This window comes from Paenibacillus sp. FSL R5-0378 (assembly GCF_038009285.1).
GTDB classification, from domain to species: domain Bacteria; phylum Bacillota; class Bacilli; order Paenibacillales; family Paenibacillaceae; genus Paenibacillus_AQ; species Paenibacillus_AQ favisporus.
This window is the reverse complement of record NZ_JBBPAY010000001.1, coordinates 6,985,527-7,005,860: the sequence shown is the minus strand read 5'-3', so window position 1 is coordinate 7,005,860 and position 20,334 is coordinate 6,985,527. Positions and strand designations below refer to the sequence as shown.

Genomic DNA, 20,334 nt, shown 5'->3' with positions numbered 1-20,334 from the left:
GGATTATGCGCTTTTCAATGGAGGGGAGGGAGCGAGAATCAGCGTTTTGAGGTTCTCTTCCTGATATTTATCCAGGCCTATGAAGACCGCAGTATAGCAGATTCCGTCCTGCTTCCATAAATAATAGGTTTGGTTTTTTATTTTTGTCTTGTCCGCACCGTAAAATGGCCCAAAATAAACGTGGGCGTTGTCGTTATACGCCATGATTTCCACACCATCGATCTCCAGCTTGCGCAGGAGCGGCAGCTTCGCCGGATCGACCATATATTTTTTACTCTCATACAGCCATAGCTGGTCGTTCAGATCATATATGGTTGAATCATAGGGTGGGCTATAAATATTCCACAGTGTGTCTGCAGAGGGTCTAAGATCGAAACCGGTGTTCTGATCTTTCGGACGCAGCAAAGTCGAGTCAATTAGTTTAAGCTGAGTGTCCGGCATATTCATGTGAAATTTCGGCTGAAAGCCGAGAATCTTCTGCGCCTCGGTCAAATCCGTTTCATCGTAAAGAGGGAAGGAATTCCCCTCCCCGTCGTAGCGAATGTGTTGGACTTGCTGTGGAAGAACGAACGATTGGATGATTTGCGCCAGATCCTCTTGCATGAGTGTTCCGCGGTGCAGCTGAAGTTTTTCTTTTGAAGTCTCGTTCCCGCTATAGTAGTTGATTGCATAAGAGACGCCGTCATCCTGCCAGACAAAGCTTTGCGCTCCATTCGGCTTGCGCTTGGTGCCCTGCGTTTTTGTGTACTGTACGCCTGTAACATGTCCGAGCGTCACTTGTTCTTCCTGGAAAGAAGGAGCCTCGGTTATTCCCGAGGAAGATGAACGGGGAGCGCCCCACAATAAACCCTGCTCGAGCATATTACCTGGCCCCTTGGAGGCCACTATTTCAATATTTTGTTCGTTGTTGTTTCCGAATTGGGATACAAAGCTGATGGTTACGACATTTAAGAGATCCGTCCGACCGGGAGTGGAGAAGAGCATATTCTGATTTACATTTCTGAGCTGATAACCATCGGGCAAGTAATCCGGGACTTTGTATTCGAATTTGGAAAAATCGGCTGCCCGGTCGAGGCTGTGAAACCATTTAAACCAGTCCATCGGTCTTTCGATCTTAAATGAGGCGCTGTGGGCCTGGGGAGCGGTCTGAGTATTTTGATCCAATGAGTTGTGTTCCCCGGTTTTGTTACCTTGTGTCAGCAATACGGCGCCTGCGGCTATGATCAGGACAACAATCACCGCAACGGAGACCATGTAGCGGCCCTTATTGTATTTGGGGATCATGCAATATCTTCCTTTCGTTGTTAACATCAAAAAGTGCAGATAACCTACAGCTTGGGCATTCCACATTGGTATAACGTAATCGAATGAATGGATGTTACGAATTTCTTTTTGATGCAAGGAAAAGGGGTTAGGATTCAAGACGCTCAAGGGCTCCTAGTGCTTGCCAGCAGAAATAAAGTAAGGGCAACCCAATTGGGCGCCCTTCATCTGTTTAAGAATCATATTCTGACCGGTTTTTATATGAGTCAGGCTTGACGAAAACGGCTGCCGGAGGCAATGCCCTTAGGTGAGATTCGCTCGATCTCCGTCAAATCGTCGGCCGTTAGTTTTACATTCAGCGCGCCAAGGTTTTCCTGCACACGGTCAAGCCGTTTCGTTCCCGGAATCGGAACGATCTGCTCGCCTTGGGCCAGGAGCCATGCCAGGCTTAGCTGGGCGGGGGTGCAGCCTTTTTGCCCGGCTAACTTCTCGACCAAGGAGGCAACCTCGACGTTCTTGACGAAATTCTCGCCTTGAAACCTTGGGAAACGATGCCGGTAATCGTCTGCCGGCAAGTCCTCAGGCTTCTTGATCTGACCGGTTAGAAAGCCGCGGCCAAGCGGGCTGTAAGGGACGAGGCCGATACCCAGCTCCTTAAGAACAGGGAGGACTTCATCCTCCACTTCCCGGCTCCACAGCGAATATTCAGTTTCGACTGCGGTGATAGGGTGGACGGCATGGGCTCGCCGGATGATGTCCGCGGGTGCCTCCGATAACCCGATGTAGCGGATCTTTCCCTGCTGAACGAGATCGGCCAGCGTTCCGACCGTTTCCTCGATAGGGGTGTTGGGGTCGGGCCGGTGTTGGTAGTAGAGGTCGATGTAATCGAGACCCAGGCTGTAGAGGCTGGCATCGACGGATTTTTTTATATAGGCGGGGTCGCCTTTCGGGCCTTGTCCGTGTGTGATCCCGAATTTGGTAGCGATAATCGCCTCGCCGCGTCGGCTTTTCAGGGCGCGTCCAACAAGCTTCTCGTTCTCACCGAACCGGCGGAATTCCGGGTCGCCGTAAAAATCGGCCGTATCGAACATCGTTACGCCCAGATCCAACGCTCCCTGGATCGTGCGAACGGATTCCTCGTTATTCGGCATCGTCATCGTGCCGAGACTGATGGCCGACACTTCAAGTTCTTTACCTAGTTTTCTTTTCTGTACCATAGAGATTCCCTCGTTTCCTGCGTTAGTATCGCTCGAACATGAACCTATTCTAAGCGATCCAACTTGAGGCAACCACACAGCGTTTTTACTAGTAAAAATATTACCCGTCAGTCTTTCTTATCCACAGCAGCCGGCATATAGACGCAGATGTGCAGATCCGGGCTGTCGGACAGATTCGCGAGCGGCCGGATGTCATAAGCAACAGGATCATCAGAGGCCGAGGGCTGCAAAATAACCCGGTCTAATTTCTTGAGTCGAATCTCGTACGGCTTCCACAAGCGGTTAAATTCCTCGCTGCTTTGGATCAGATGCTCCACCGTTGTTTCAAACCAAAGATCGTCCCGGTGTTTATCATAATGGGTTCTGAATACCGCAACCCCATAACTCGCGAATTCATCGATATTCACGATCCGTCGGCGCAATTGTTCATTTTCGAAAGCCAACCGAATTAATGAACGCTCCTCGGCTGGAATGGAAGCAAAATCGGTTAACATTCTGCTGGCCGCCTCGTTCCAAGCGAGGACTTCAGTTCTCTTATTGGTGATATATGAGGGGTAGGCTACTTGATCGATGATCTTCTGCAGCTGTGGATCCACGGCAGCGGGAGGCGCCGAACCCGCAGCATTGGGAACGGGCTCATAAGGATTCCACAGCTGAAGCAAATGGCCTCTCTCGTCCGGAGACAGTTGAAGCGCATTGGCAATGCTCTCGATGACTTCCCTGGAGGCGGATAGCTCTCTTCCTTGCTCCAGCCACGTATAATAAGTGGCGCTTACGCCTGCCAGGATGGCTACCTCCTCCCGCCGAAGGCCGGGTGTTTTGCGCTGACCGCTGGAGAAGTTTAATCCCGCATCCTCTGGAGAGAGACGTTCCCTGCGCGATTTGAGGAACGCTCCCATCGTTTTGGCCCTGCTGTTATGTACCGTCATTAATGTTGATCACCACCTGTTGGTTTGGGTTTCGTTCAAGGTATCAGCATGATCATTGAGGCTGATTTACGATACAAGTATACCATAGGGACCTGTGACGATAGGAAGGGTATAGATTGAATCAAGTAGCCGTCACTCAGGTGTAAGTTCCGTTTTGAAAGGAGTCTAACATGAACATCGATTTTTTAAAGCAACTTCAAAGAATCCTAAGATTAAAGGATTTGGAAGCATGGGATGTTGCCATGAACGGTAAAGATTGCCGGATTATCATTGTGGATGAGGGGCGGCCAAGCCGTGATGAGGATTTTCCATGGCTTAAGGATGGAATAGGGGAGGACAAGAGAGAAAATCATATCACGGCGCATGTATTTTCATCTACAAGTTTGGAGAAAAGTGAAGAACGCATGTTGTACCACATCGCCGAACATCTGACGGATCATGCGGCACTAGCACACTGCCATGTCACGGTACTCTTTCAGCAAGAGGACGATTATGATCTTGCTTTAAGCCGCTTGCTGCAAGCCAAGGGATATCCGGAGTGCCACTCCATGCCTCTTAGCAAGTTTTTTCGTTTTTCTCAAGATTAGCGAGGACCGTCTAGAAGTCATATCATTGGTATATACCAAGATGCTAAAACGCTACTGACAGACCGTTGTCAGCAGCGTTTTTATATAGTCATAGGAGATGATTTAGGAGGAGGCACCCATATTGGAAAAGAAAAACGAGAATCAAATCATGCAGGTTACCGCAGATCGGCAAAACAGCCGCTATTGGATTGGCGTTGTATCTGCCTCTCACGTGAAGCGGGGGGTCCAAGGCGGATTTGCCCAGCTCTGTCATGGAAAAGCAGCGCCTCTGCGCCGGATGAGTCCCGGCGATTGGCTCATATACTACTCTCCACGAACCGACATGTCGAAAGGGGAACCGCTTCAAGCGTTTACCGCCATTGGGCAGGTGACCGGTGACAGGGTCTACGAGTATCCGATGTCCGAATCCTTTGTGCCTTTTCGCCGGGATATTCGTTACCATCCATGCCGTGAAGTGAAGATTGCCCCTCTATTGGACCGGCTTACCTTTACCCGCGGGAAGCGCAGCTGGGGATATGCTTTTCGCTATGGGCAATTTGAGATCGGATATGAGGATTTTCAGACGATTGCCGGCATTATGTTAGGTGAAGTAACGTGGGACAATGCCAGCCAAAGCGTGCTTATTGATCTTTAGCGCGAAAAGTCACAGTCACGATCCATGGCTGTGACTCTTTTGCTTTTAAAAGGCAGAAAAAACGACCAAAGCCTCTTCACGAAGAGAACACGTGGGACAGAGAGCGGCATAGTCTTCTGATTAAGCAATGGCATCTGCTTTAGATAAATAGGGCTGACGATTGTAAAGGCAATAGTGGAGAGATTATGGCATTAATGCTGCTTACAGCGAGAGTATGTGATTTACAGATGATTTCAGAATGGTTATGGGGGGGGACGTTGATTTTCGTTGGCTGATTTTCCTTAGTGATAACCTGGACTCGTTGCAGGCTAAGTGTGCAGTCCGTCAGGACAAGAATTCAGAACGGGTATGTAGCCACAAATTTGAATTGACGATGGGGCGGAACATTCTTGCCAGCCAGGGGCTTCTCCAACATTACCTTTTAGGCGTATCCGGTTTTAGGAAAAGTTATTTGAATGTTCAGTTTATATAATAGCTGCTTAACTTGCATAGCTACAATTTCGATATCGCTATCTACTTCATCAAGTATATAGGATTCCAATACTCCTATTATTGCCGTTCCTAGAAACTTCAAAAAAATATGCTTATCGGTAATGGGATACGAATCCTCATTAATCTTTTTATTGATTTCCCCCATCGTAAAAGACGATAGCTTTTTGCGAAATGATGAAGCATCTCTGCTTTTAAACAATGCGGCAAAAAATGATTTATGCTGCTCAAAATAAGAAAACCATGAAACAGAATCTTCTATAAGTCCTATGTCTTTTTTTTGATCACATATTTCTCGCAATTGTGCTATATGGTCATCCACAATCTTATCTAATAGATCATACTTATCCATATAATGTAGGTAGAACGTTTTTCGACTAATGTTGGCTTTCTCCGTCATGTTTCTAACTGTAATCTCGTCAAACCCTTCCTTAACTAACATTTGCAAAAAGGTCGATTGAATAGCCTGTCGAGACTTTAATATTCTTCTATCTATTTTATCCATAGAGCAGTCCCCCATTATTTTGTACACAATGATAACAATATGTGTATTAATACGCAATTTGCGTATTGTGGTTATAGAATCAATCGAACCTTTATTATAGTGTAAATATACACAAGGCAAATAACACGCACAAGTGTATTTTAAAGATGAAAGTAGTTTTAACTGTGAGGGTTCAAACACGGGCATTTATGCGGAGAAACTTGTTGAGCTAGCCCATTGAACGGCCTATGGAGGCACTTCAGCCGAGGGTACAACCCGTGGGCAGTCATGTTATATGTTTAGGAGGGTTACAGTGAAGCGATTAGAGAGAAAAACAGCAGTGATTACAGGAGGAAGCGATGGGATCGGTTTTGCCATTGCTTCGGCATTTGCCGAAAATGGCGCAAACCTTGTCTTAGTCGCTCGAAATCAAGAAAAACTGTTCCATGCAAAGCAGCTTTTACAGACAAAAGGTGTCTCAGTTGAGACAGTCTCTGCCGATCTTAAAGATCTTTCAAGCATTCCACATGTGACAGCAACACTGCTTGAGCGAACACACGGCCAAATAGATGTGTTAGTCAACAATGTTGGAGTGGCCCATTTCAAACCTCTTCCTGACCTTTCCTTGGACCTCTTAGATGAAATGGTGAACCTCAATATCAAAGTACCATTTCTTCTCATTCAACACTTGCTGCCAGCACTGACCGCAACGAGAGGGAATATTCTCAATATTTCAACCTATTGGTCTCAAAAAATGATTGCGGGACGGCCATCATCAGCCTACTCGATGACACGTGGCGCGATCAATACGCTCACCAAAGCGCTCGCTAACGAGTTGGGTGAACTCCAGATCCGCACTAACGCTATCGCTCCTGGTTCTATTGACACATCGACCTTCCGGAAGTGGCTTGATACAAAGAATCAAGAAGAGCTTCTCGAATATCAGAACTACGTTACAAGCGCGTACCCGCTGGGGCACATTGGAAATGAAGAAGATGTGGCGAATGCCGCTGTCTATCTGGCCTCTGACGAAGCAAAGTGGGTCACTGGAACCATTCTCAATATCGATGGTGGTTTGACTGTACGGTGAGGGTGATGGGCATTGAAGTCGTCCCATTCAATCCCATATCTCCCGCCAAATCAACACAACTACTCATCTAGTAATTGACGACAACATTCAAGAGATCGAATATAGCAGACGCAACTAGGAGTTATTTGATTTGCTAATGAACTTGTCAGAAGAAACGAAAGTGAAGTTTGTATTACTGGTCAAATATTCTTAATCGTCAAATAGCTCTCATCTTGTTTCTAAGATGAGGGCTATTTCAAATTATCTGTTCATTTTTAAATATGCGATAAGCGAGTGGGAGCAATGGCGACCAAGGCAGCAGATTAGCGAGCGTTCGGATCATTGGATCAGACAACTGGGGCAGCTGGGCTCTATACTTTCCTTCTTGGGTGAATCAGGGGGCATTGTAAGTTGACGAAAGGAAGGGGACGTATTATATTGAATAAAACCAGGAAAATATTATATTTTTATTATTTTCCGCAACAGGAGTGAAATGAATGAATGATCGAATTATGGAAGTGGTAAGACACGAAATCAAGCGAAGAGGTCTCCGTTTCACCATGGCGGAACTTGCGAAGCTTTCAGGGATGAGTACGAAAACACTCTATGGAATATTCTCTTCAAAAGAGGAACTCATTACTGCCATTCTCGATGATACGATGAATGAATTGAAAGAAAAGGAGAAGGCGATTCTTGAAGACGATAAACTGAGTACACTTACTAAATTGAAAAAGTGTTTAGTTCTTGTTCCTGCAGATTTTCAGTTTGTAGATATGAACCTTATAACGGACCTCCAACGTTTCTATCCATTGCAGTGGAAGCTGCTGGATCAATTTCTGAACCAACAATGGGACAGCATCCTTAGCTTGTTTAATGAAGGCATCAGCGAAGGGACTCTTCGCTCTTTTAATACTGAATTATTTATCGACCTGTATGTTGGCGGTTTCTATCGGCTAATAGAAGACCCCTCAGCACGTAAGAGTAACAAAGGTCTGCAGGAAAGCTTAGAAGATATGGTGGACATTCTATTGTCCGGCATTGTACAGAAAGAAGGTTAGGAATGGTATGCACTGGATATTATTAACGTTGGCTATCCTTGCGGAAGTAGCCGGAACGACAACGATGAAATTGTCGGAAGGTTTCAGCAGGCTTACTCCTTCTTTGCTGCTCTTTGTTTTTTACGCTTCCAGTTTAACTTTTTTGAATTTTGCATTAAAAGGAATCGAGGTGAGCATTGCGTATGCGATTTGGTCTGGTCTAGGAACAGCTCTTGTTGTTGTTATCGGCATACTCATTTTTTCTGAACCATTGACTCTATTGAAGACCATATCGATCATCCTTATCATTGCCGGCGTCATCGGTCTAAATCTTGGCGGGGGGAGAGCGTGATTTGAGTAAGAAATTGAGAGTGCTGTTCTTGTTTACAGATATCGGATTTATGGTGTATTGGATCGTTACGATCTTTGCGCTTATTCCCCAAGCTTACCTATACCAGAATTATAGCAACGAGTTATTAGTCATCTGGAATTGGTCCTTTTTTCCGTTAGATAGTTTCATTTCGATAACAGGAATATACAGTCTATATTTACATAAACGTCATGACCTCAGATGGAGCCAAATGGCTTTGATCTCTCTTACCCTAACCTTCTGTTCGGGTTTGCAGGCGATAGCGTTCTGGATCATTAAAGCGGACTACGACCTGATGTGGTGGATACCCAATCTGTATTTACTGATTTATCCTTTATTTTTTATTCCAAAGCTTCTTAAAGCTCCTGCCCACACGAGTGCATGAAGTAAATGAGGCATAAAGAAGGAGCTGCGCTGGGCAGCCCCTTCTCCGTTTATATGCTGAGTTTCTCGTTTTGCTTCTGAATAAACTCATCTTTGGTTAAACCATACAAAATAAAATCCATGTATTTGCCATTGATATATACCACTTGTCTCCGCACACCTTAATAACGACCTCCGATGATAAGCATGAATTTAGTTAAAATCCATATTAGCACGGGATATCCTAATTCTGGGGATAATGAATGGTTTTAATTTTTTATTATCGTTAGCTTTGGGGCATGCCTTGCCAAGTTGGACTATACCGCAACCGGCTTTTCCAGGGTGAAGAACCGGCGGAACCCCTCATTCTGTTCAAGCAGCTCCTCGAGACTGCCCACTCCGGCAATGCGGCCTTCATTCATGTAAATGACCTGATCATATGAGCCCAGTAAATCCGGATTCAAGTTGTGCGTAATCGTGATTAGGGTCAGATCGGAAAGAGCCAGAAGTCTGTTTTCTATTTCATAGGCAGTTTGCATATCCACAGCTGAGGTCCCCTCATCGAGAATAAGAATGGGCATGTTGCGGATCAACGCCCGGGCAACAGCGATTCTTTGGCGCTGGCCACCGGAAAAGTTAGAGCCATTTTCTCCAACAGCGGACGATAGCCCGTTCGGCAGTTGCGAAATCCATTGGTCAATTCCGCTCATTTGAATAGCGGTCTGGATCTCTTCCTCTGAATAATTCTCATATAAGCAAATATTCTCCCGGATGTCCGTATCGAACATGTACACCTGCTGATGGATAGTTGATACCATTTGCTGAAGCAGGTCTCTATCCAGCTGTTTAAGTTCTATCCCGTCATATGTGATCGACCCATCGTAGCCTGCATAGCTGCCCGACAGCAGCTTGACCAGGGTGGATTTGCCGCAGCCGCTTGGTCCGACAAGCGCATATTTTTTGCCTTTAAATAGGGTCAGATCAATATCTGATAGCACCGTCCTCCCCTCCTTATAGGCAAAGCTCAACTGGGAAGCCTGCAAGTTGGCGTGAAATACGGGTTCGATCTCCCCTTTATAATAATGATCGTCATATTCGGCCAGAGCGTCGATTCGCTTCACTACCGGCTTGACACCCTGAATTCTAGGCACATTCTGCATAATCACGAGCACCGGGCCAACAAACCCGTTACTAAGTTGAACAAGGGCAACAAGGCTTCCCGCCGACAGTTTCCCTGTAAGGATCAAGTAGGCTGCGATGAAGACGACGGCGAATTGGGTTAAGCTTCCTAGAATCCCGGACACTCCCTCATTCATGGCGAGCGTACGATCAGCGGTGAATTTGGTATTTGCGGCGATTTCGTTTTCCTGCGCAAATTTCTTTTCCGCATGTTTGCTCATGGAATAAGACTTAATGACCTCATAGCCCGAAAGCATATCTTTAAGCCTTGAAGTGAATACGGACATTTGTGTGGAAACGGCTTCTTGTCTCTTTTGCAGGGCTTTGCCGAAAAGGGAGGGAACCGTGAACATCAAGATCATGCACCCGACCAGAATGCCGGTAACCAGCGGACTGAGAAAAAGCATGATGAGGAGGGAAGCGACAAAAATGATAACGTTCTGCAGCGTGAGCAGAAGAGGTTGGACATAGTTTTCCTCGATTAGCTTGATATCGTTGGACAGGGCCGACAAATAGTCAGCCGTATTTGTTTTCGAGAATTGTTCAAAGTTTCTTCTTAGAATCCCGCGAAATACCTGGTCTCGCAGCGTTACCGTCCAACCTCGAATCAATGCCTTGCTGCAGATGGAATACAGATAACCAAAAAGGCCTAGCAATGGTACATAAATGATAGAGACAATCAAGGTTTGTTGAAAAAGACCCATGTCGCCCTTTACAGCTGCATCAATAATTCTTTGCAGTAAAATAGCGACAAGCACGCTTCCTGACGAGACTATGAGGCTAAAGCATACGGTAAGCGCGATCAGCCCCTTATTTTTCAATAAAGCTTTTCTCATAACTCCCCTCCAAAGTTAGACGTATTTCTAATTTGTGATTTGAGAATATCACATATATAAAATATACGTCAAATAAATTAGAACTAAATCTAATTTCAAAACAAAAAATACCCTCTGCTAAGAGGGGAAGTCCTAAGAGGATGGCGCAAGGCTTACAGTAGAAACTCTTCTAAATCATCAAGGAAATTCCGGATTTCGCCTTGGTCAAGGCGATAGTACACTTTTCCGTTCTTTTTCTCGATTGAGACCAATCCGCAGGCGAGCAGTACATTCATATGATGGGACATGGTAGCTGCCGTCAGCCCCAGTTGCTCGGCAATTTCCAAATTGTATTTTGGACTTACTTTTAGGGAAGCCAGTACTTGTAGTTTACTGTTGTCCCCGATCGCCTTCAGCCTGAGAAGTAGCAAGTCCTGGGAACCGTCATTCGTTGACTTCTGTATCGGCAGGGCATCGACCAATAGTCCGTAGTAGCACCGTTCACTGTACATGATCTCACTCAGTGGCATGATCAAGGTTGGGTACACGACGGCCTTTTGGTATTCAAACACATCGACAAATTTAAAAAAGACGCCTCCCTCTTGTATTTGCACAGACTGACTATACTTATGAATCAGCTTGTCCAAGGGCTTTTGAATCTCTAACCGCGCGTGCTTAAATGCCGCTAAGTTACGATTCACAAGAGCGGTCAACGTCTGAATCCGCTCCACGGGATAATTCAGTAGGGTCATGAGTTTCCACTTCATTTTTTCATCGAAAGGAGTGTTGTTCAGGAAAGAAATGATCTCATCCAGTGTATGTATGCCCTCAAGCCGAAGAGGCTCAGGCAAAGCGGCATGTACGCCTTCATCATTGGTAATCACCTTCAGGATCTCGAGCCGAGCTTCTTTTTCACGGATCGATTCAGGATCAGTCATCCATTTTGGATTCTCACATACGACAGCAACGAGCATATGGAAAAATTGGTCTGTATCATCTCCAAAGAAAAACTCGGCTTGTTCATTCCATTCCCTATGCTTTAAGAAGGCTCGAATGTATTTGTCGAACGGTTTCAAATGCTTATTGTAAAACGTTTCCCCATCCACACCGAATTTATTGAGTTCAGCAATGCCTATATCCTTGACCTTATCGGCATGTCTGCTGTAATACAGCAGACCTAACGTTTCAAAAACCGGGTCCAGTTCGGATTGAATACTAAGATTCATGGTACCTCCATTTGTTTTAAAGGTTCGGTCATTATCTAATACATTATATGTGCATGGAATTCGGTATTCAAGCTCAGCAATCTTCTCACGAACAACTGACGTACCTGAGGTTAAAATAAAAAACCGGCACAACGACGCGCCGGTTCACGAAATGCCATATAGACATATTCCTAAAAATGCCATGGATACAGAATAGTCTATTAAAAAATTCAATATAAGTCTATTACTTTTTTTGCATAGATTGTATGTTATTAAAGCGACCGCGGCGCAAAAACGAATCGGTGATCTTGCCGAAGATAAGGAAGGGAGAAATCCTGCATGATTACACTCAGAAAAATCACGCTCGAAAACAGACGCGAAATATTTAAACTAGAGGTTTCGGAAGATCAGCGCCGCTTCGTTGCGTCCAATTTGTCCAGCGTAGCTTCGTGTTATGTTCTTGCGACCAATGGAGGGCATCCTTTTCCGTTTGCGATTTACGCGGATGAGCAGCCCGTCGGCTTTGTGATGATCACGTATAAAATTACCGGTTACGATACCCCATCCATCGCAGATGACGGCTATTGTATTTTGCGGCTGATGATGGATCAGCGGCACCAAAATAAAGGCTATGGCCGGGAAGCCATGAAAAAGGTGCTGGAGTTTATCCGCACTTTTCCGGCAGGTCCAGCACAATACTGCTGGATTTCTTACAAGGCCGATAATGCGCCCGCCAAAAAGCTGTATGAAAGCCTCGGCTTCCGTGACAGTGGTGAAGTGATCGGAGACGAGCAAATCACGGTATTGCGGCTCAACTCACAGGCTTCTATTACTTGTGTCTGAGGACAGACACGTCAAACGCAAAACCAAACCTAAAACCAAGCAGCGGCCGGCCTAAGGACCGGCTGCTTTTCATTGATCTAGCAGGCCATTTGCAGCTCCTAGGTGAAGCCCTTTACTTTCCAACGGCATCATGCTAAACTGGATTTCGATAGTTATAGAACTGCGGAATAGATGGAGGAGGTGAGCATCATCATGGGTGATCATCAAACAGATCTGCAGGCCGTTAAGGTATATAAAGCTCTGGGGGAACCAACCCGGCTGAAGATCGCCTTGCTGCTCTCGAAGGAAAGCGATCTATGCTTCACGGCCATCGGTGAGAAGCTTGAATCCGTTGCGGGTTCGACGCTGTCGCATCATCTGAAGCAGCTGACGGATTCCGGTCTGATTGATTCACGGAAAAGCGGATCGTATATTCACTATAACGTCAATCGGGATGTGGCGGAAAAATTTGCGCCTTATTTAATGGCGTAATTTTTTTAACCAGCATTTCGATAGTTCTAGAACTGAGGAATTGGTGGTTGTACAAGTCATCCTCTATACCCTATGAAGAAGGAGTGCACTCTTATGAGCGACAAAGCTAATACGTTGGAGATTGGAATCAGTACGTTTCTTCATGCAGATCCCGAAAAAGGGGGTGTCTCACATGCCGAGCGGCTGCGTCAAGCCATCGAAGAGATCCAATTGGCCGATCAAGTCGGCCTTGACGTCTTTGCCATCGGTGAACATCACCGTATCGACTATACAAGCTCGTCGCCAGCCGTCATATTGGCTGCTGCTGCGGCGACAACAAAGAACATCCGGCTCTCGAGCGCGGTGACGGTGTTGTCTTCGGATGATCCGGTGCGGGTATACCAGAGCTTTGCGACGCTTGACGGACTGTCGAACGGGAGGGCTGAGATCATGGCCGGACGAGGCTCGTTCATCGAATCGTTCCCGCTGTTCGGCTATGACCTGAAGGATTACGAGGAATTGTTCGAAGATAAGCTGGAACTGCTGCTCAAGATCCGCGCTTCAGAGCGGGTGACATGGCGCGGCGGACATCGTCCTGCGATTGACAATATGGGCATCTATCCTCGTGCTGTGCAGCAGCCTCTACCGGTCTGGATCGGCACGGGCGGCAGCCCGGAATCGGCCATACGGGCCGGCTTGCTGGGACTTCCGATCGTCTTCTCAATCCTTGGCGGACTTCCGCAGCGATTCGCATCCTTGGTGGAGCTCTACAAGGAAGCGGCTGTGAAAGCCGGGCATGATCCAAATCAGCTGCAGATTGCTACCCACTCGCATGGCTTTATATCCGATACGACACAAGAGGCGTCAGAGCGGTATTACCCTGTGATGGCGGCCCAAATGAACCGGATCGGACGGGAACGCGGTTGGTCTCCTTATACACGTGATTCATACGATGCATCCTGCAGCCTTCATGGCGCTCTTTATGTCGGGGACCCTGAATATGTGGCGGAGAAAATCTTACTGCTGCACAAGAATCTGGGCCTGACCCGATTTCTCATGTACGTAGATTTCAGCACGCTCCCTCATCGCGAATTGCTGCGAACGATTGAGCTGCTCGGCACCAAGGTAGCACCGATAGTCCGTCAAGAGCTAGGGCCGTCAAGCATCAAGCGGTAATGATGGAGCGCAGTGACCCGATCGGGGCGTTAGATGCCTAAGGATGGGGGCAATATTTTTTTAAGTCATGATTTCTACAGATTTAGAACTGTAAAATTAATGGGAAGAGGAGAGATACGATATGAGATGGAAAATTTATATATTGGCGATTGCGAGCTTTTTAGTCGGAACCTCTGAGTTTGTGATTGCCGGCATACTGGATATGCTTGCAAAGGACGTTGGCGTGTCGGTAGCAGCGGCCGGCCAGTTGATTACTGTCTACTCGCTTGCCTATGCGATTGGTACCCCGATACTGATTGCGCTCACAGCAAAGATAGATCGGAAAAAGCTGATGCTGTCGGCTTTGGGCTTGTTTTTCATAGGTAACCTGATCACCATCACATCTACCGGTTACGGCATGCTGATGGGGGCAAGAATCATTTTGGCCATCAGTACCGGGGTATTCATGGTTGTCGCCCTAACCGTTGCGGCCAAAATCGCCCATCCTGGAAAGCAGGGCGGTTCGATCGCCACCGTTCTCTTAGGCTTTAATCTCGCGCTCATTCTGGGGGTTCCTCTGGGACGGGTCATTGCGGGCTCGTATGACTGGAAGGTTATTTTCACGGGAATCGGCGTGCTCAGCCTGCTCGCCATGTTGGTTCTTCTGCTGGCGATTCCCAAATCAGAGGGAGAGGCTCCCGTTCCCATTCGGGAACAGCTCGCCTTGTTCAAAACGCCCCGGATTTCCGCTGCGTTGTCCATCAGCTTTTTCTGGATAATGGGATATACGATTCTGTATACCTATATCACACCGTTTCTTCTGACCATTACGGGGATGAGCGAACGGATGGTAAGCATCGGGCTGTTTGCATTTGGGCTGGCAAGTCTCCTGGGCTCCCAAGTCGGCGGCTACGGTGCAGACAAATGGGGGATCCCCCGCACGATGGTAGGCGGTCTGATCTTTCACTCGGGTATTTTATTTTTGCTGGCAGCGTTTGCCCATTACTCCATGCTTGTGCTCCCATTGCTGATGCTGTGGTCCTTCTTTGCATGGTCGACGGGTCCGGTTCAGCAAGTGTACTTAATCGGTATGGCTCCCCAGGCTTCGGGGATCATCTTAAGCTTGAACAACTCCATCGTGCAGTTGGGGATGGCTGTTGGGGCTGTCATCGGAGGCATTATTGTGGACAGCATCTCTCTGACAGCAGCCGGCTGGCTGGGTGGAATAGGGGTCGCCCTTGGGCTGATCCCGGCCGTGTATTCTTTGACAATGCGCCGCCAGGCTGCATGAGAAGAGCTGGAAGCACTGGCTTTGACTTTCGGATTTCTCCCTTAAGAAGGCTCTATACATTAAGAAATCCGAAAACAAGAGCGGTCGCAGGAACATTTTACGTACTTGCCCCCATTATCCACTTGAGTGATTCATCATCTAGCGTAAGTGCAATAGCTCCGTCCAAAATGAAGGCAGCCGGCTTGTTGAGCGGCTGTCTTTTTGCGGTTAAGGGGACTTCCATTCGTTCATACTGCCACCTTCCCGAGCATAAGGAAAATAAGTAGCCCGTTAACATAGAATGAACTAAAGAAATGAACGTGTTATAGGCCTCTAGTGAGCCGCCGTAAAAGGAAGCTCAATGCAAACTTTAGTTCAATCTATATAAATGAAGCCAAAACGGAGATCGAACCGTATTAAAAATAAATCGTTACAAAAAATGACATCCCAAAACATCATCATGTAGAATATGGTAAAGGATGAGATTAGTGATGAAGGAGGTGCGAACCTAATTGGGAATGAAATACATAAAACTGCTGGGTATCACTCTGGGGGTCATCGTCGTGAACATCGTTCTGTTCTCCCCGGGGTTTATCGGTCTTAACCTCGGCGGCAGCGCCTTTTCGACGGCATTCGGGATTACCTTCCTTCTGGCGAGTGTTCTGGTCCTCATTTATTCGGTTTACAGTGTTAACGCCAAGACTCCGGCTGCCGTGCCGGTCAAACAGATCCAGACGCATGATGACTACGTAAATGCCTTGCAGTACTACAAGAAAGTAAAAGCGTTAGAAGCGGATATATCCCTTGCTTTAAATCAGCTCGACCGCATCGCACGCAAGAAGTACAAATTGGTCGGCGTGTTGACACAGCGTTTCGATCCGAGCGAGCTTAGCTACAAAAAATTCATGTCGACGGTCCAGGCGGTAGAAAACGTATTTTACCTCAACCTCAAAAGCATCCTGAACCGGCTGGGCGCATTCGACGAATCCGAGTTTAAAAGTCTTAGTGGATCTAAAGCCTCCCATCTACCTCCAGAATTGCTCCAAGAAAGAAAGCAGATCTACAACGAGTATTTAACATTCACCAAGAACTCCCTGGCGACCAATGAAGAGATTCTGCTCAAGCTGGATAAGCTCCTGCTGGAAATATCCCGCCTGGACAGCTTCGAAGCCGGCGACATCGAGAAGATGCCCTGCATGCAGGAAATCGATCTGTTAATTAATCAAACCAAATATTATAAGAATTAGAGGTGTTCAAGTGAAGAAGGGCAGGTTTATTCTGACTTCAGTGATCGTGTTGATTTTTGTATTTGCGCTCGTGTACGGGGGAATTACGGTAACCTCGAATCTCGGGAAATCGAAAGACCAGGTGACCGCGGAAGATGCAGCCAAACGGCTGGATAAATTGTATTCGAAGATTTCACCCGCAACGGCAACGCCTGTAAAAGGACAAATTGACCTGGACCCGGTGGATGTGGCCTCATCCCTTCCGGATATCAGCAAATTTCCGATTACGGTGCCGAACACGAATGATCATTATGTCGAGATTTTCTCATCGACCGAGAAGTCGGGAACCGGCGTGGACGGCTGGCTCACGGAGGCGGCGACGGAGTTCAATAAAGCGAATGTGGCTGTAAACGGAACTCCCGTATCGGTTAAGGTCCGCAACATCGCTTCCGGTACGGCAGCGGACTATATCATGTCAGGTAAATACGTACCGGATGCCTTCACGCCTTCCAACGAATTATGGGGAGAGATGGTCAAGTCCAGCGGTGTCAAAACCCAATTGGTGTCTAAGCGCCTCGTAGGCAACGTTCCAGGGATCGTCATCAAGAAGTCGAAATACGATGCACTTGTCGAAAAATACGGTTCCATCAATGTCAAAACGGTAACGGATGCGATCGCAAGCAACGAGCTTGTCATGGGTTATACGGATCCTTTTGCCAGTTCGACCGGCCTGAATTTCCTGGTGACCTCGCTGAATACGTTCGACAGCTCCAATATTTTAAGCGATAAAGCGGTTCAAGGGTTTGAGAAATTCCAAGCCAACGTACCGTTCATTGCCTCGACGACGATCCAAATGCGGGATGCGGCTACATCGGGCTCTCTCGACGGGTTCATTCTGGAGTACCAGACATTCGTCAATGCACCAGACCTGAAAAGCGGCTATGTCTTCACTCCATTTGGCGTGCGTCACGACAGTCCGCTCTACGCGCTTGGCGATACGAAGCCGGAGAAGCTGGCTATTTTGAAAAAGTTCGCAGAATTCGTAACCCAGGATAAGTACGCTAAAGCAGCGAAAGACAAAGGCTTCAACGGGCTGGAGGATTACAAATCCGAGATGGCCCCGATTGACGGGAAGCTGCTGACATCCGCCCAGAAGGTATGGAAAGAGAAGAAGAACGGAAGCAAGCCGATCGTAGCCGTATTTGTGGCGGATACGTCAGGCAGCATGGATGGTGAACCGCTGAACCGCCTGAAGGAATCGCTCATTAAGGGTCAAAAATATTTGGGCAAAGACAACAGCATCGGCATGGTTTCTTATTCCGACGACGTGACCATCCAGCTCCCGATCGGAAAATACGACGTCAATCAGCAGTCGATGTTCGTGGGCGCAGTGAACAGCCTTCAGGCCAGCGGCCAGACAGCGACGTTTGACGGCATCGTGGTTGCGCTCAAGATGCTGCAGGACCAGCTGGCGGCCGATCCGAACATGAAACCCGTTATTTTCGTACTAAGCGACGGTGAAACGAACAAAGGCAATTCGCTCAGCGACATCAAAGGACTGATTGAGAACTATAAGGTTCCGATTTATACCATTGGCTATAACGCCAACATCAAGGCGTTGCAAAGCATTTCCAGCATTAACGAAGCCGCCAGTATCAATGCGGATACCGATGACGTCGTGTACAAGATCGGAAATCTGTTCAACGTTCAAATGTAAGGGTGAAGTCAAAGGGGGAGGATGAGATATGGCGTTTACGATGAGTGTCTCAAGTGCGGAGCAGATCCAGGCTGTGATCGAGGAGGAAGTTAAGCCGGTACCGGAAGAGGTAGCGAAGCTGAAAGAAATCGCCGATGCGAATGTGGCTTCCATTATGGAGCTGGATGTGGAGTCGCTGGACAAACGCAAGGAGATTTTGCAATCGATCGACAGCTTCGGGCTGGATACGATGAAGCTTTCTTCCGAGAAGAACAACCTGCTGCAGGTGTCTGTCGGCAATCTTTCCAAAGGCGGGGACGAAGGGGGAGCCGTTGCCAAAGGGCTGACGGAACTGCATACGCAGCTGAAGGATCTGGACCCCAGTCTGATCGACTTTGCTAAAAAGGGATTCCTCGGCAAGCTGTTCAACCCGCTGCGGGCATACTTTTTGAAGTTTGAGAAGGCAGACGACGTCATTGCTGACATTGTCGTATCCCTCGACAAAGGGAAAACGACGCTCAAAAACGACAACACGACGCTGGAGCTGGAGCAGCAAACGATCCGGGAGCTGACGAAGACGCTGAAGAAAGAAATTCAGCTGGGGACGATGATGGACGAATCGATCGAGGCGCAGATTGAAGCGGCAAAGCAAAGGGGAGAAGATCCGGAAAAAGTCCGTTTTATTACAGAGGAAGTCCTTTTTCCGATGCGGCAGCGCGTGATGGATCTTCAGCAGATGCTGGTGGTTAACCAGCAGGGCATCATGGCCTATGAAGTGGTCATCCGCAACAACCGCGAGCTGATCCGGGGCGTGGACCGGGCCAAAACCGTCACGATCTCGGCGCTGAAAATCGCGGTGACCGTGGCCAGTGCGCTGTACAATCAAGGCATTGTGCTCAAGAAGATCGAGCTGCTGAATCAAACGACGAACAATATCATTGCCGGCACCTCCCGGATGTTAAAGGACCAAGGCGTAGCGATCCAGAAGCAGGCCATCGAAACCAGCGTCTCCGTCGATACGCTCAAGCAGGCTTTCTCCGATGCAATCTCCGCCTTTGAAGCGATCAGCTCTTACAAACAGGCGGCACTTCCGAAAATGCGGGATACGATCAATCAGTTCCGTGCCTTGTCCGATGAGGGGGAGAAGCACATTCAGCGTCTGGAAAAAGGGAAAGCGCTGGGGCTGTGACCGGTTATCATGAAACCTCTATATTGGAAGTGCGAAGACAGCCGGTTTTGTGACCGGCTGCTTTTTTTTGAATAATTTCTCCATCTTGTCACAAAATCAAATTGTGGATTGTCTTCAATAGTGTTGAAACCAGGAGGGAGAGATAGAATTTATGGAAAAGCTGCTTGTCATTAATGCGCATCCGAAAGTGGAGGACGCTTCATCCGTAAGCTTGACCGTGCTCCGGCATTTTTTAGAAGCTTATCGAAATCTAAATCCGGAGGGGCCTATCGAACAAATTGATCTGTATTCGGAAGATGTGCCCTGCATTGATCGATTATTTTTCAGCGCACAGGAAAAAATGCAAAAAAATGAGCGCTTAACGGAAGAAGAGCAGCGGCTCACTTCCCGGATGTCGGAAATCCTTCGGCAGTTCAAGAGCGCCAAGAGGTACGTCATCGCCATGCCGCTGCATAACTTTAATATTCCTTCGAAGCTCAAAGATTATATGGATAACATCCTGATCGCCAAAGAGACCTTCGCCTATACGGACAAGGGATCGATCGGCCTGCTGACCGACGGCCGGAACGTTGTCGTCATTCAGGCAAGCGATGGGATTTATACGAACCAGGACTGGTACACGGAAGTTGAGTACTCCCATCGTTATTTGAAATCGATGTTTAACTTTATGGGCGTCGACTATCAAATCATCCGGGCACAGGGCAATCATTCCTTGAAGAGGGATGAGGTGCTGGCTAAGGCATTTCAAGAAGCCGAATCTGCGGCGGCTTCTTTGGCACATCAGGGAATGCAAGTGTCCAATCAGGCAGGGAGCAAGTAATTCATCGTAAGGGCGTCAGCCCCGGATTCACGTAGGCTATGTTA

Annotated in this window: 20 protein-coding genes; 14 read left to right on the top strand and 6 right to left on the bottom strand. The window is 47.5% G+C overall.

What is annotated here, in order from left to right; translation table 11 throughout:
• Positions 1 to 3: 3 nt before the first annotated feature.
• The 3 genes from MKY74_RS32340 to MKY74_RS32330 form a co-directional block, all read right to left on the bottom strand.
• Complete coding sequence (locus MKY74_RS32340) at positions 4 to 1,422, bottom strand: peptidase M56 (protein ID WP_244169387.1); 1,419 nt, start codon at positions 1,420 to 1,422, stop codon at positions 4 to 6.
• A 107-nt stretch (positions 1,423 to 1,529) separates the two neighbouring features.
• Complete coding sequence (locus MKY74_RS32335) at positions 1,530 to 2,480, bottom strand: aldo/keto reductase (RefSeq protein WP_076173890.1); 951 nt, start codon at positions 2,478 to 2,480, stop codon at positions 1,530 to 1,532.
• 107 nt (positions 2,481 to 2,587) lie between these two features.
• The gene (locus MKY74_RS32330) at positions 2,588 to 3,409 is read right to left on the bottom strand and encodes a helix-turn-helix transcriptional regulator (protein ID WP_076173889.1); all 822 of its coding nucleotides are present in this window, start codon (positions 3,407 to 3,409) and stop codon (positions 2,588 to 2,590) included.
• A 170-nt stretch (positions 3,410 to 3,579) separates the two neighbouring features.
• Between MKY74_RS32330 and MKY74_RS32325 the strand changes: the two genes are divergently transcribed.
• Complete coding sequence (locus MKY74_RS32325; RefSeq protein ID WP_076173888.1) at positions 3,580 to 3,996, top strand: hypothetical protein; 417 nt, start codon at positions 3,580 to 3,582, stop codon at positions 3,994 to 3,996.
• A gap of 148 nt (positions 3,997 to 4,144) precedes the next feature.
• Entirely contained in the window at positions 4,145 to 4,630 is a 486-nt protein-coding gene (locus MKY74_RS32320) for an EVE domain-containing protein (RefSeq protein ID WP_076174017.1), read from the top strand.
• Positions 4,631 to 5,051: 421 nt separating this feature from the next.
• On the opposite strand, the gene MKY74_RS32315 is transcribed toward MKY74_RS32320, so the two are convergent.
• Positions 5,052 to 5,624 (bottom strand): TetR/AcrR family transcriptional regulator, encoded by a 573-nt coding sequence (locus tag MKY74_RS32315; RefSeq protein WP_076173887.1) that lies wholly within the window; start codon positions 5,622 to 5,624, stop codon positions 5,052 to 5,054.
• A gap of 292 nt (positions 5,625 to 5,916) precedes the next feature.
• On the opposite strand from MKY74_RS32315, the gene MKY74_RS32310 reads away from it, so the two are divergent.
• The 4 genes from MKY74_RS32310 (at position 5,917) to MKY74_RS32295 (ending at position 8,464) form a co-directional block, all read left to right on the top strand.
• Entirely contained in the window at positions 5,917 to 6,693 is a 777-nt protein-coding gene (locus tag MKY74_RS32310) for an SDR family NAD(P)-dependent oxidoreductase (RefSeq protein WP_076173886.1), read from the top strand.
• A gap of 476 nt (positions 6,694 to 7,169) precedes the next feature.
• A complete protein-coding gene (locus tag MKY74_RS32305) occupies positions 7,170 to 7,730 on the top strand; it encodes a TetR/AcrR family transcriptional regulator (protein ID WP_076173885.1) in 561 nt (186 codons plus the stop codon).
• A 7-nt stretch (positions 7,731 to 7,737) separates the two neighbouring features.
• Positions 7,738 to 8,061, top strand: coding sequence for a DMT family transporter (locus tag MKY74_RS32300; protein WP_076173884.1), 324 nt, complete (start codon positions 7,738 to 7,740; stop codon positions 8,059 to 8,061).
• A 1-nt stretch (position 8,062) separates the two neighbouring features.
• Positions 8,063 to 8,464, top strand: a complete 402-nt coding sequence (locus MKY74_RS32295; protein WP_076173883.1) for a YvaD family protein — start codon at positions 8,063 to 8,065, stop codon at positions 8,462 to 8,464.
• A 295-nt stretch (positions 8,465 to 8,759) separates the two neighbouring features.
• Here MKY74_RS32295 and MKY74_RS32290 read toward each other — a convergent pair whose 3' ends face one another.
• Both MKY74_RS32290 and MKY74_RS32285 read right to left on the bottom strand, forming a co-directional pair.
• Positions 8,760 to 10,457 carry an ABC transporter ATP-binding protein gene (locus MKY74_RS32290; protein ID WP_076173882.1) on the bottom strand — a complete coding sequence of 566 codons (1,698 nt, stop codon included), beginning with the start codon at positions 10,455 to 10,457 and terminating at the stop codon, positions 8,760 to 8,762.
• A gap of 152 nt (positions 10,458 to 10,609) precedes the next feature.
• Positions 10,610 to 11,662: an ArsR/SmtB family transcription factor gene (locus MKY74_RS32285; protein ID WP_076173881.1), complete on the bottom strand. Its 1,053-nt coding sequence runs from the start codon at positions 11,660 to 11,662 to the stop codon at positions 10,610 to 10,612.
• Positions 11,663 to 11,980: 318 nt separating this feature from the next.
• On the opposite strand from MKY74_RS32285, the gene MKY74_RS32280 reads away from it, so the two are divergent.
• The 8 genes from MKY74_RS32280 to MKY74_RS32245 all read left to right on the top strand — a co-directional run bounded on the left by MKY74_RS32280 (position 11,981) and on the right by MKY74_RS32245 (position 20,290).
• Positions 11,981 to 12,484, top strand: coding sequence for a GNAT family N-acetyltransferase (locus MKY74_RS32280; protein ID WP_076173880.1), 504 nt, complete (start codon positions 11,981 to 11,983; stop codon positions 12,482 to 12,484).
• A gap of 192 nt (positions 12,485 to 12,676) precedes the next feature.
• Entirely contained in the window at positions 12,677 to 12,955 is a 279-nt protein-coding gene (locus MKY74_RS32275) for an ArsR/SmtB family transcription factor (RefSeq protein WP_076173879.1), read from the top strand.
• 93 nt (positions 12,956 to 13,048) lie between these two features.
• Positions 13,049 to 14,110, top strand: a complete 1,062-nt coding sequence (locus tag MKY74_RS32270) for an LLM class flavin-dependent oxidoreductase (protein ID WP_076173878.1) — start codon at positions 13,049 to 13,051, stop codon at positions 14,108 to 14,110.
• A 121-nt stretch (positions 14,111 to 14,231) separates the two neighbouring features.
• The gene (locus MKY74_RS32265) at positions 14,232 to 15,380 is read left to right on the top strand and encodes an MFS transporter (protein WP_076173877.1); all 1,149 of its coding nucleotides are present in this window, start codon (positions 14,232 to 14,234) and stop codon (positions 15,378 to 15,380) included.
• Between the two features lie 497 nt (positions 15,381 to 15,877).
• A complete protein-coding gene (locus tag MKY74_RS32260; protein ID WP_076174015.1) occupies positions 15,878 to 16,606 on the top strand; it encodes a hypothetical protein in 729 nt (242 codons plus the stop codon).
• A gap of 10 nt (positions 16,607 to 16,616) precedes the next feature.
• Positions 16,617 to 18,302, top strand: a complete 1,686-nt coding sequence (locus tag MKY74_RS32255; RefSeq protein ID WP_076173876.1) for a vWA domain-containing protein — start codon at positions 16,617 to 16,619, stop codon at positions 18,300 to 18,302.
• Between the two features lie 28 nt (positions 18,303 to 18,330).
• Positions 18,331 to 19,470, top strand: a complete 1,140-nt coding sequence (locus MKY74_RS32250; protein ID WP_076173875.1) for a toxic anion resistance protein — start codon at positions 18,331 to 18,333, stop codon at positions 19,468 to 19,470.
• Positions 19,471 to 19,621: 151 nt separating this feature from the next.
• Complete coding sequence (locus MKY74_RS32245) at positions 19,622 to 20,290, top strand: FMN-dependent NADH-azoreductase (protein ID WP_076173874.1); 669 nt, start codon at positions 19,622 to 19,624, stop codon at positions 20,288 to 20,290.
• Positions 20,291 to 20,334 lie beyond the last annotated feature (44 nt).

Bases quoted from the DNA above. Each gene is read 5' to 3' on its own strand.
- MKY74_RS32335 (WP_076173890.1), bottom strand. From the start codon at position 2,480: ATGGTACAGAAAAGAAAACTAGGTAAAGAACTTGAAGTGTCGGCCATC.
- MKY74_RS32330 (WP_076173889.1), bottom strand. From the start codon at position 3,409: ATGACGGTACATAACAGCAGGGCCAAAACGATGGGAGCGTTCCTCAAA.
- MKY74_RS32325 (WP_076173888.1), top strand. From the start codon at position 3,580: ATGAACATCGATTTTTTAAAGCAACTTCAAAGAATCCTAAGATTAAAG.
- MKY74_RS32320 (WP_076174017.1), top strand. From the start codon at position 4,145: ATGCAGGTTACCGCAGATCGGCAAAACAGCCGCTATTGGATTGGCGTT.
- MKY74_RS32315 (WP_076173887.1), bottom strand. From the start codon at position 5,624: ATGGATAAAATAGATAGAAGAATATTAAAGTCTCGACAGGCTATTCAA.
- MKY74_RS32305 (WP_076173885.1), top strand. From the start codon at position 7,170: ATGAATGATCGAATTATGGAAGTGGTAAGACACGAAATCAAGCGAAGA.
- MKY74_RS32300 (WP_076173884.1), top strand. From the start codon at position 7,738: ATGCACTGGATATTATTAACGTTGGCTATCCTTGCGGAAGTAGCCGGA.
- MKY74_RS32290 (WP_076173882.1), bottom strand. From the start codon at position 10,457: ATGAGAAAAGCTTTATTGAAAAATAAGGGGCTGATCGCGCTTACCGTA.
- MKY74_RS32285 (WP_076173881.1), bottom strand. From the start codon at position 11,662: ATGAATCTTAGTATTCAATCCGAACTGGACCCGGTTTTTGAAACGTTA.
- MKY74_RS32280 (WP_076173880.1), top strand. From the start codon at position 11,981: ATGATTACACTCAGAAAAATCACGCTCGAAAACAGACGCGAAATATTT.
- MKY74_RS32275 (WP_076173879.1), top strand. From the start codon at position 12,677: ATGGGTGATCATCAAACAGATCTGCAGGCCGTTAAGGTATATAAAGCT.
- MKY74_RS32270 (WP_076173878.1), top strand. From the start codon at position 13,049: ATGAGCGACAAAGCTAATACGTTGGAGATTGGAATCAGTACGTTTCTT.
- MKY74_RS32265 (WP_076173877.1), top strand. From the start codon at position 14,232: ATGAGATGGAAAATTTATATATTGGCGATTGCGAGCTTTTTAGTCGGA.
- MKY74_RS32260 (WP_076174015.1), top strand. From the start codon at position 15,878: ATGAAATACATAAAACTGCTGGGTATCACTCTGGGGGTCATCGTCGTG.
- MKY74_RS32250 (WP_076173875.1), top strand. From the start codon at position 18,331: ATGGCGTTTACGATGAGTGTCTCAAGTGCGGAGCAGATCCAGGCTGTG.
- MKY74_RS32245 (WP_076173874.1), top strand. From the start codon at position 19,622: ATGGAAAAGCTGCTTGTCATTAATGCGCATCCGAAAGTGGAGGACGCT.